The sequence below is a fragment of the Streptomyces pseudovenezuelae genome (assembly GCF_029892565.1).
Lineage (GTDB): Bacteria > Actinomycetota > Actinomycetes > Streptomycetales > Streptomycetaceae > Streptomyces > Streptomyces pseudovenezuelae_A.
On sequence record NZ_JARXVH010000001.1, the window covers coordinates 946,590 to 957,202 of the forward strand.

Annotated in this window: 7 protein-coding genes; 4 read left to right on the forward strand and 3 right to left on the reverse strand. The window is 72.3% G+C overall.

The features are described from left to right. Window positions 1-138 precede the first annotated feature (138 nt). Complete coding sequence (locus M2283_RS04190; protein ID WP_280874567.1) at window positions 139-2,250, forward strand: autotransporter; 2,112 nt, start codon at window positions 139-141, stop codon at window positions 2,248-2,250. Window positions 2,251-2,296: 46 nt separating this feature from the next. Here the strand turns inward: M2283_RS04190 and M2283_RS04195 are convergent, their stop codons facing one another. Further along, on the reverse strand, window positions 2,297-3,424 hold the full coding sequence (locus M2283_RS04195) for an aminoglycoside phosphotransferase (RefSeq protein ID WP_280874568.1): 1,128 nt from the start codon (window positions 3,422-3,424) through the stop codon (window positions 2,297-2,299). Between the two features lie 98 nt (window positions 3,425-3,522). On the opposite strand from M2283_RS04195, the gene mmuM reads away from it, so the two are divergent. From mmuM to M2283_RS04210, 3 genes are all read left to right on the forward strand, one after another. After that, a complete protein-coding gene (gene mmuM / locus M2283_RS04200; RefSeq protein WP_280874569.1) occupies window positions 3,523-4,470 on the forward strand; it encodes a homocysteine S-methyltransferase in 948 nt (315 codons plus the stop codon). Between the two features lie 214 nt (window positions 4,471-4,684). Beyond that, window positions 4,685-5,743 (forward strand): LacI family DNA-binding transcriptional regulator, encoded by a 1,059-nt coding sequence (locus M2283_RS04205; protein WP_280874570.1) that lies wholly within the window; start codon window positions 4,685-4,687, stop codon window positions 5,741-5,743. Between the two features lie 109 nt (window positions 5,744-5,852). Continuing rightward, the gene (locus M2283_RS04210) at window positions 5,853-7,739 is read left to right on the forward strand and encodes a glycoside hydrolase family 127 protein (RefSeq protein ID WP_280874571.1); all 1,887 of its coding nucleotides are present in this window, start codon (window positions 5,853-5,855) and stop codon (window positions 7,737-7,739) included. Here M2283_RS04210 and M2283_RS04215 read toward each other — a convergent pair. Both M2283_RS04215 and M2283_RS04220 read right to left on the reverse strand, forming a co-directional pair. Further along, window positions 7,621-9,213 (reverse strand): carboxylesterase/lipase family protein, encoded by a 1,593-nt coding sequence (locus M2283_RS04215; protein WP_280874572.1) that lies wholly within the window; start codon window positions 9,211-9,213, stop codon window positions 7,621-7,623. The two genes, M2283_RS04210 and M2283_RS04215, sit on opposite strands and share 119 nt — an antisense overlap. Window positions 9,214-9,344: 131 nt before the next feature. Further along, the gene (locus M2283_RS04220; protein ID WP_280874573.1) at window positions 9,345-10,595 is read right to left on the reverse strand and encodes an alginate lyase family protein; all 1,251 of its coding nucleotides are present in this window, start codon (window positions 10,593-10,595) and stop codon (window positions 9,345-9,347) included. Window positions 10,596-10,613 lie beyond the last annotated feature (18 nt).

The following is a 10,613-nucleotide window of genomic DNA, read 5'->3' on the forward strand; positions in this document are numbered from 1 at the left end:
CGAAAAGGTAAGGGCGTGTCACCACGAGGTCAACGGGTCCGACGAGACAAAGAGAGAGCGCTTTCCATCTGACGCCGGCTGATGCCGCCTGATGCGGAATTTCTGTTATCCCGGCATGCCTCAGCCCGTCTCCACCCCGTGCGCAGCCATATCCACACGACAGCAGCAACCGCCAGCGCCCTCACCGCGGTCGCCGCCCTCCTCGCCACCGCTCCCCCGGCCGCGGCGGCCGGCCCCCGGGACGTGACCGCCGACGTCCTGGCCGACCGGGACGTCTCCCTCACCGGCGACACGGTGGTCACCGTGCCGTCCGGGACGACGACGTACGACGGTGTCCTGCGCGGCGAGGGCACGCTCACCGTGCGCGGGAGCGGAACGCTGGTCCTCACCAAGGACAGCGACTTCACGCTCCCCAAGGCACGGCAGCGGCAGGTCGTGAAGACGCAGGGCGGCAACCACCCGTACACCACGGTGACCAACCCGGACCCGCCCGCGATCACGGTCCAGCGCGGGGCGACCCTCCAGTACGGCACGGGCGGCGGCACCGGCCTGCTCGGACACTTCCCGTACAACACCCCGGGCTACCAGCTGAACCAGCTCAACGTCCGGGTCGACGGGACCCTGCGGCTGTCGCTGACCCGCACCTTCAACATCGGCACCATCAGCGGCTCGGGCCTGGTCACCCAGCCGCGCAACATGTGGGGCACCCTCGACCTCGCCGGAACCCACCCGTTCTCAGGGGTGATCGACAACGGCACCGGCATGGCGGTCGGCCGCCCCGAGTACGCGGTGGCGCTGCCCGACGCCCGCGCGATCCTCAACCAGGGGTCCTGGATCATCGACACCCCGCTGTACCAGACGATCACCCTGCGGCAGAACTTCTACCAGCGCGAGTACGGCAGTGACGTCAACGTCCACAGCCGGCCCGGCAGCAAGGTCGTGCTCACCGGTCAGTACAGCTACAGCGACCGGGGCGGCGACACGAACCCCTCGCTCAGCGACCCGGACCTCAACTGGCGTGCGATCGCCCACCAGTTGAACAAGCGCGGCACCAACATCGAGGGCGCGGACGTGCGCTGGGGCGACGGCACGACGCACGAGATCTTCATGCCGGGCACGAAGGACACCGTCTACATCAACCTGCACGAGGCGAGCGGTCGCCGCTCCAAGCTGACCTTCGACTACGACGGCCCGGTCACGCTGGGCGCGCCGATCGGCGGCGGCCGGTACCACGACACGCTGGCCGCGCCCGGCGCCGGGGACGTCGTCATCGCGGGGACGCGCGGGAACGACGTGACCTTCGCGGCGAAGCAGTACTACGACGGCTCGACCACCATCGAGAAGGGGGCGACACTCCGGCTGGGGCTCGGGACCTCGGCCCAGGGCGACGGCTCCCTGATGACGGGGACGGACCGGCGCCGGGTGGTGAACGACGGGACGCTCGTCGTACGGAACGCGTCGACTCCCGTCTCTCTGTCCCGGATCGGCGGCTCCGGCTCGCTCGTCCAGTCGGGCGCCGCGACGACCACGCTGACGGGCAGCGCGGTGACGTACAGCGGGAAGACGACGGTCACCAAGGGCACGCTGGCGCTGCGCGACGGAGCAACTCTGGCCCGTAGCACGGCGGTTCGGCTCACGTCGGCGGGCTCGCGGCTGGACGCGGGGCCGGCCGGGCTGCGGGTGGCGACCACCCTGAGCGGCAAGGGCACGGTGAAGGGGGCGGTCACCAACGACGGTGTGGTCGTGGGCGGGGTCACCGTCTCCGGCGACTACACGCAGGGCGCGAAGGGCGAACTGGTCCTCGGGGAAAAGCCGTTGAGGGTGAGCGGGGCCGTCCGACTGGCCGGCGACCTCGACCTCTCGGCCGCCGGTACCGCGCCCGCCCGCAGGATCACCGTCCTGGAGCACACCGGCAAGGCGAAGACCACCGGCGCCTTCAAGGGCCTCAAGGAGGGCGCCCGCCTGAAGCTCGCCGACACGACCTACCGGATCAGCTACAAGGGCGGCGACGGCAACGACGTCGTCCTCACCGCGACCACGGCGAGCCCCACACCTGCGGCGAACCACCCCGACACGGCGTCCGGCACCCCGACCACCACCGCCGACCTCCACACCGCCAACACCGCTAGCGCCAGGCTCGGTTGGTGGCCCTACGTCCTCGCGGTCGGCCTGCTCGTCGGACTCGCGATACCGGCCGTGCGGCGCGGGGGCCGCCGCCGGGGCGGTCGCCACGCGTCGCACGGGCGCTGATCGCTGCCCCGACCCCTGCGCTGATCGCTGCCCCCTGATGCCTGCGCTAGTCGCTGCCGCTCGGCGCCTCCGGGAACCCCAGCCGTGGTGCCAGCGCACGCGCCTCCGTCGCCCACCCGGCGAGGAAGGCGAGGGTCAACCCTCGCTCCCGGTAACGGAGTTCGGCGGACACGGTCCTCCCACCGCCGTAGTCCAGCTGCTCCTCGCCGGCCCGGGCCAGCATCAGTGCGGTGAGCCAGTCGTACTTCACGGCCGAGGCGCGGACGGCGAGGCGTACGAGGGCTTCGTCGCCCCTCCAGCCGCTCTGCCGCAGGCCGTGGAGGTAGGCCTGGTACGCCTCTGCCGCGTATTCGGGGAGGCGGGCGACGGGGACGAAGAGGTCGAAGACCGAGTCGGGCAGGTAGTTGCCGAGGTCCTCGCCCAGGGCCCCGTCGCCGGTGAACGCCCAGTCGAGGAGCACGCTGTCGGGACCGTCGGCGCGGACGTTGGCGGGCCACTGGTCGAGGTGCGAGAGGGCCCGGGGCAGGGTCTCCATGATCTGCAGGAACCACTCGCGGTCGTGGTGCAGGCGGACCATGTCGTGGCGCAGCCCGGGCGGGAAGTGGTCGCGGATCAGGGGCTGTCGCCAGGCCTCGTCGGCGTCGAGGAGCTCTTGGCCGAGGGTGTTGCTGCCGACGTACTCGCGCAGGAAGCGGCGGGACAGCCAGGGCCGGTCGTCCGCCGACTCGGCACTCCGGGTGGCTCCTTGGGCGGCGCCCATGCGGCTGGCGTGCTCGACGTGCCGGGTGATCGGCCAGGCCGTGGCCTGCTCGCCGTGCACGTCCTCCAGCCACAACGCGACGTCCCCGTCGGGCCGTTCGACGCTGGCGAGGAGTCGGGGGGCGCGGATGCCGTACGGCTGCCAGGACTGCGCGAGGCCGGATTCGTAGACGTACGCCTCGCGCCGCCAGTAGTTCCAGTGCCGGGGGTCCTCGGTGGCGGCCCAGCGACCGGTGGCCTTCTTGCTGCGGGTGAGCACCTTCAGGACGGCCGTGCGGTCGCCGGCCGCAACCCGCCACACGCCTCCGGTGACGCCGTTCCTCGGGTTGTGGACCAGGGGTTCGAAGGCGGGCTCGGCCGGGCCGAGGATCTCGCGTGCCTCGGACTCGTCGGCGGGGAGCGCGGTGTCGGGCATCCCCCAAGCCTATGTTCCGGGTATCCCACATGCTGGGCGATTCGTTCACGCATCGGACATACTCCGCCCTCACGCGCCCCTTCGACTAGCGTTCTGGCATGACCAGCGACACCCCGTTCCCGCCCGCCCATCTCTCCCGCTCGTTCGGCGACTCGCTCGCGGCCGGACCGCTCGTGCTCGACGGCGGCATGTCCAACCAGCTGAGGTCCGCCGGGCACGACCTGAGCGACGAACTGTGGTCGGCCCGGCTGCTGGCCGACTCGCCCGAGGCGATCACCGAGGCGCACCTCGCCTACTTCGAGGCGGGCGCGGACGTGGCGATCACCGCCAGCTACCAGGCCACCTTCGAGGGCTTCGCGCGGCGCCGGATCAAGCACGACAAGGCGTCCGAACTCATCAGCCTCAGCGTGGAGTTGGCCCTGGACGCGGCGACGGAGGCGTGGCGGCGGGGTGTCGACCGGCCCCTCTACGTGGCGGCCTCGGTCGGCCCGTACGGCGCGATGCTCGCGGACGGCTCCGAGTACCGGGGGCAGTACGGGCTGAGCGTGGCCGAGCTCGCCGACTTCCACCGGCCCCGCATCGAGGCGCTGGCCGCCGTCGGGCCGGACGTGCTGGCCCTGGAGACGATCCCGGACACCGTCGAGGCCGAGGCGCTGCTCGGGGCGGTGCGCGATTTCGACGTACCCGTCTGGCTGTCGTACTCGATCGCCGGCGACCGCACGCGCGCAGGTCAGCCCCTTGAGGAGGCGTTCGCCCTGGCCGCCGACGCCGACGAGGTGATCGCGGTCGGCGTCAACTGCTGTGCCCCCGAGGACGTCGACAACGCGGTCGTGACGGCCGCCCGCGTCACCGGCAAGCCCGTCGTCGTCTATCCCAACAGCGGCGAGACCTGGGACGCCGAGGCCCGCGCCTGGAACGGCCGCGCCACGTTCGCGCCGGAGCAGGTCACCGGCTGGCGGGACGCCGGCGCCCGGTTGATCGGGGGATGCTGCCGGGTGGGACCGGAGGGGATCGCGGGGATCAGGAAGGTGCTGGCGGGCGCGTAGCCGACCGCCTGGAGGGTGCCGGCAGGGGGCGTAAACGACCGCCCGCCCGCCGGTCCCGCCCCCGCGCTCCCCCGCCCCGCTCCTCTCACCTGCCTCCGGCCTCCTGTCACCACCCCCACCCCCTGCTAGCCTCCGCACCCGAAACCGGTTGCCCCCTTTGTTGCCGCAGTTCCCGCGGAGTGGGCGACAGGGACGGGGAGAGGGGCGGGCAAGGATGACCAGGAAGAGCGAGGACGTCGGGCGCAACACGATCCGGGATGTGGCCGCCCGCGCGGGGGTGTCCGCGTCGACGGTGTCACGGGTGCTCGGCGGGGTGTACCCGGTCAGTTCGGCGACCCGCGCGCGCGTGACGCGGGCGGTCCGGGATCTCGACTACGTCGCCGACGCGCGCGCCAAGGCGGTCGCCGGGGTCGGCACGCCCACGCTGGCGTTCGTGCTGGAGGAGATCACCGGGCCGTCGTTCGCGCACATGGCGTACGGCGTGGAGCGCGAGGCGACGCGGCTCGGCCATCTGTGCCTGGTGCACGGCACGGAGGGCGACGTGCGGCAGGAGCTGGAGTTCGTCGAGATGATGCGGGCCCAGCGTGCCGCCGCGGTGATCCTGGTGGGCGGCGCCGCCGACACCGCCGAATACCGCGAGCGCACCCGTCGTATCGCCGACTCGCTCGCGTCGGCCGGCTCCCGTCTCGTTCTGTGCGGGCGCCCGTCGCTGGGGCCCGGCGCGCCGGTGACGGTCATCGAGTACGACAACGAGGGCGGCGCCTACGCCCTGGTCGCCCATGTCCTCGCGCAGGGCCACCGACGGATCCTGTTCCTCGGCGGCAAGCCGGACCACACCACCGCCCAGGGCCGTGAGCGCGGCTATCTCGCCGCGCACAGCGCCCGCGGGGTGGAGCCGGACCCGGCGCTGCTCCTGCACGGCGACTTCACCCGCGACTCGGGCCACCGTCTGATGCGCGGGGCCCTCAAGCAGGGTCTGGAGTTCACGGCCGTGATCGCCGCCACCGACATGGTGGCGTCCGGCGCGCTGACCGCCCTGCGTGAGGGGGGTCTGGACGTGCCGGGCGATGTCTCGCTCGCCGGCTACGACGACATCCCGTTCGCCCGCGATCTGTACCCCGCCCTGACCACGGTCCACGTCCCTTACGAGGAGCTGGGCCGCCTGGCCGTCCGCACGGTCCTGGGGCGCACCCCGGAAGCCCCGGACGAGCACCTGCTGCTGGGGACGCATGTGGTGGTCCGCGACTCGGTGGCCCCGCCCAAGGAGCGGTAGCGGGCGGAAGCAGGCGGTTCCCCGGAAGCGGCCGCCCTCTTGTCCGCATCGGCCCCGTTTCCTAAGCTCACGCCGTCGGAAAACGGTTTCTCATCCCGGAGCGCCCAGTATGAGCACTGGCCCGATCCGTCCCACCGGCCGCGCGTACACCGCCCTGCGCCCGGCCTCCGCGGCGCGGATCACGGGCGGTTTCTGGGCCGCGCGGCGCCGCACCAACGCCGAGGTGAGCATCCCGCAGGGCCCGGCACGGCTGGAGGCGGCCGGGAATCTCGCCAACCTCCGGGCCGCCGCCGACGGCAAGGGCACCTTCACCGGCGACTACCCGTTCCAGGACTCGGACGTGCACAAGTGGCTGGAGGCCGCGTCCTGGCAACTCGCCGACCGGCCCGAGGACGACGGCGAAGGCGAAGGCGAAGGTGAGGGGGGCACCGAACTGGCCTCACACGTCGACGAGTTGATCGCTCTGCTGGCCGGCGCCCAGGAGGCCGACGGCTATCTGCAGACGTACTACCGGCTCGCCCGGCCCGAACAGCGCTGGCAAGACCTGCGCTGGGGCCACGAGTTGTACTGCGCGGGTCATCTCCTCCAGGCGGCCGTGGCGCACCACCGGGCCACCGGGCAGTACGAACTCCTCGCCATCGGCGTGCGGTTCGCCGTGCTCATCGACACGCTCTTCGGCCAGGACCGGGCGATCGACGGCGTGTGCGGTCACCCCGAGATCGAGACCGCGCTGATGGAGCTGTACCGGGAGACCGAGGAGCAGCGCTGGCTGGACCTGGCCGCGTACTTCGTCGAGCGGCGCGGACAGGGCCTGTTGAGCGAGGGCGCCGGCCGGGACCCGGGCGCCGGCTACTGGCAGGACCACATCCCGGTGCGCGAGGCGACGACGGTCACCGGTCATGCCGTACGGCAGTTGTATCTGCTGGCCGGCGCGACCGATCTGGCGGTGGAGACCGGGGACGCGGGGCTGCGGGCCGCGCTGGAGCGGATCTGGGCCGCGATGGCGGGCACCAAGACCTACCTCACCGGCGGGCTCGGCGCGCGCTATGACTGGGAGTCCTTCGGCAACCCGTACGAACTGCCCCCGGACCGCGCCTACGCCGAGACCTGCGCCGCGATCGCCTCCGTCCAGTGGTCGTGGCGGATGGCGCTGCTGACCGGCGACGCGAAGTACTCGGACCTGGTCGAGCGGACGCTGTTCAACGGCTTCCTGTCCGGCGTGGGCCTCGACGGAGACAGCTGGTTGTACGTCAATCCGCTCCAAGTCCGGGAGGCGCACGAGGAGTTCGGCGGCGACGACTCGGTCCGCCGCACGCCCTGGTTCCGCTGCGCCTGCTGCCCGCCCAACGTGATGCGGCTGCTCGCCTCGCTCCCTCACTACATGGTGAGCGGCGACGCCGAGGGCCTGCAGCTGCACCAGTACGCGACGGGCGTGTACGAGGCCGGCGGCGGCCGGGTCCGGGTGGAGACCGACTATCCGTGGCGGGGCCGGATCGCGGTGACCGTCGAGGCGGCGCCCGCCGACGCCGACTGGACGCTGTCGCTGCGCATCCCGTCCTGGTGTCCGGACTTCACGGCGACCGCCCCGGACGGGGACTCGCCCGCCGAGACGGTGCCGGGCTGGCTGCGGCTGCGCCGGCGCTGGCACCCCGGGGACTCGCTCACCGTCGACCTGGACCTGAGCCCCCGGCTGACCAGGCCCGACCCGCGCGTGGACGGCGTACGCGGCTGTGTCGCGATCGAGCACGGCCCGCTGGTGCACTGCCTGGAGGGCGAGGACCAGCGGGCCGGCGTCCCGTTCGAGGAGCTCACCCTCCCCCACGACGCCCACCTGACCGTCCGGCACGAGCCGGAGTTGCTGGGTGGGGTCACCGTGGTCACGGCCGACGGACGGAGCCGGGGAGGCGCAGACGTCGTACCACTGACCGCAGTTCCGTACCACGTGTGGGCGAACCGGCGGCCGGGACCGATGCGGGTGTGGATTCCGCGGGAGTGAGGTCGGCCGCCCACAGGGCGAACTCGGCGTCGCGCGGGCCGTGAGCGATGTGCGGCTCGCCCCCGTCGAAGATCCGCACCGGGTGCGAGTCGTCCCAGCGCTGCCAGCCGGGGTCGCCGTCGGTCGCGAACCGCACCCACGCGCCGTGCATGGCGTCGGCCAGCTCCTGCGGGGCGCCCTCGCCGGCCAGCCTGCGGGACTCGGGCACGTCCCCGGTGTCGAAGACGAAGCCCAGCTCCAGGCCGTGGCACGAGCCGAGGTCGGGCAGGTTGGAGGGCCAGGCGAACTCGTAGACGTAGGAGCGGTCGGGGCGGGCGTCGGCCAGGCGGTGCAGCGGGAGGCGCAGCAGGTGGTCGGTGACCAGCTGGCCGACGATCTCGGCGGTGCCGGCCTCCGGGTGCAGGGCGCGGTAGCCGCGCGGCACCTCGTGACCGCAGCGGCAGCGGGCCATGGCCCCGGCCAGGGCGACCGTGCCGAGCCGGTCGACGCGCTCCAGGAGCCCGCCGGGGACCAGCCAGAGGCGGTACTCGTCGCTGGTCCAGCCCAGCATCAGGTCGACGTCCGTCGAGGCGTCGCCGTCGACGAGCGCCTCCAGGGGGTCGCGCGGGACGAGGTCGCCGTCGACGACGATCCCGAAGGTGGGGCCGCCGAGCACCGGGCTGCTGAGCCGGCCGACGTCGGCCTGGACGCGCAGCAGCAGCTCGCGGTCGACCTCGGCGAAGGCCGCGGCGGTGGCGGGGATCTTCAGCCGGGTGGCCATCCGGCGCACCATGCGCCGTACCTTGTCCCGGTCGAACGCCTCGGGCGGCCCGCTCTGCAGGACCGCCCGCCGCATCAGCCCGCGCGCCTGCGGGGCGGCCAGCAGGGCGCCGATGCTGATCGCTCCGGCCGACTGTCCGGCGAGGGTGATCCGGCCCGGGTCGCCGCCGAACGCGCCGATCGTCCGGTGCACCCACTCCAGCGCGGCCAGCTGGTCGCGCAGGCCGGGGTTGGCGGGGGCGTCCGGGAACAGTCCGTAGCCCTCCACGCCCAGTCGGTAGTTCACCGACACGAAGACCACGCCGTCCCGGGCGAAGGTCTGCCCGTCGTACACGGGCACGGCCGAGGATCCCCTGGTCAGGGCGCCACCGTGCAGCCACACCAGCACCGGGAGGCGCGCGCCGGGGCCCGGCTCGGGGGTCCAGACGTTGAGGTTCAGGCAGTCGTCGCCCGGCACGACGGGATCGGCGAGCAGCTGCGCGAAGGCTTCGGAGTACGGCGGTTTCGGCGGCGTCGACCCGAAGGAACCCGCGTCCCGCACCCCGTCCCAGGGCTCGGGCGGCACGGGCGGCCTGAACCGGCGGGCGCCGAACGGGGGCGCCGCGTAGGGGATGCCCCGGAACACCGCGATCCCGTGCTCGTACCGGCCGCGCACGGCCCCGTACGGCGTGCTCACCACGGGGTCCGCCTGCACTCCTGCCCTGACTGCTGTCATCTGCCCACCAGCCCTCTCACCGCGCTACCGCACCGTGAACAACAGAGCACCACAGATCGCTCCGGTATTCCGGCGCAGAGCGCGGCCAGAGGGCTACTTGGCGTACAAGCGGCCTGTCTGCGTACAGGTCGCTACTTGGCGTACATCAGCGTGCCGAAGCCGAGCTGGTCGTAGCCGCCGCTGTCGGAGCCGTAGTCGCCTCCCCCGCCCTCGGGGGCGACGAGGTTGTAGTACATGGCCGAGATGTACTTGTCGTCGAGGCTGATGCGCCGGTTGTAGTGGAAGTGGAGCATCGCCCACACGGGCCGGATCTGCCCGCGCGAGGCCGAGGAGACCATCGTCTGGGACGACTGGGCGCAGCTCTGCCCGGTGCCCCAGGTGTAGGTGGTGAAGGGCACGTCGGTGCCGCTGTTGTACTTCGCGACGTACTGGGCGGCCTTCATGAAGCGACGGCTGTCGTACGAGTAGAGGTCGTCGCCCTGGTTCCAGGCCATCTCGCAGATCGCGCCCATCTGGCCCATGCCCATGACGGTGTGGCCCTGGTCGCGGCCGGACTCCTGCCACTGGCCCAGCGCGTAGCCGTCGGAGTCGGTGTACAGGTACGGCACCGCGTGCGCGATGGAGCCGTTGCCCGCCCCCGACTTGAAGTACGTGACGGCCTGGTCGTACTTGGCGCTGTCCTCGTTGAGGATCCCGATGGCCAGGATCGAGGCCATGTTGCACAGGTCCCAGTTGGCCCAGTAGTTGGTGATGCAGGCGTCGTTGTGGTTGGTCAGGAAGCTGTTGTTGAGCGGGTAGAAGACGTTCGCCATCATCTCCTGGGCGGCGGCGAGGTCGAAGTCGCCGTAGCCGCGCATCAGTTCGCAGGCGTTGGCGAACTGCCAGCCGTAGAGGCCGGAGGCGAGGAAGCGGTCGGCGTTGCCGCCGATCGAAGTGAGCGTCGTCGACCAGGCGTTGAGGATCCTGGCGGCGCAGGCCGCGTTGGCCTCGGTGCCGCCGACCCGCCAGCGCAGGGCGTTCTGGTAGGCGGCGGCGATGTCGTTGTAGAGCAGGCTGTAGTTCTGTCCGGTGCCGCCACGGATGATCGTGGCCGTGGCCCGGTTGGTCCAGGTGGACTGGGAGTGGGAGTTGGCGGTCAGCCTGTTCCAGCCGGACAGCCAGGGGTCGGTTCCCGCCGCGACCCTGACCTTGGCTCGGTTGATGTCACCGGCGTTGTGCAGCATGCCGGGGTGGGTGAAGGTCGCCGGGGCCGCGTGCGCGGCGGTGGCCACCGTGGCGCCGCCGAGGGTGAGGGCGGCGGTGAGGCCACCGGCGGTCTTCAGGAGACCGCGGCGGCTCAACTCGGTGCTGGGGAGGTGCTGGTGGGGGGACGTGCGGCTCATCGCTGTGCATCTCCAATC

Coding starts and splice junctions, on each gene's coding strand:
- M2283_RS04195 (WP_280874568.1), bottom strand. CDS start 3,424: ATGCCCGACACCGCGCTCCCCGCCGACGAGTCCGAGGCACGCGAGATC.
- mmuM (WP_280874569.1), top strand. CDS start 3,523: ATGACCAGCGACACCCCGTTCCCGCCCGCCCATCTCTCCCGCTCGTTC.
- M2283_RS04205 (WP_280874570.1), top strand. CDS start 4,685: ATGACCAGGAAGAGCGAGGACGTCGGGCGCAACACGATCCGGGATGTG.
- M2283_RS04210 (WP_280874571.1), top strand. CDS start 5,853: ATGAGCACTGGCCCGATCCGTCCCACCGGCCGCGCGTACACCGCCCTG.
- M2283_RS04215 (WP_280874572.1), bottom strand. CDS start 9,213: ATGACAGCAGTCAGGGCAGGAGTGCAGGCGGACCCCGTGGTGAGCACG.
- M2283_RS04220 (WP_280874573.1), bottom strand. CDS start 10,595: ATGAGCCGCACGTCCCCCCACCAGCACCTCCCCAGCACCGAGTTGAGC.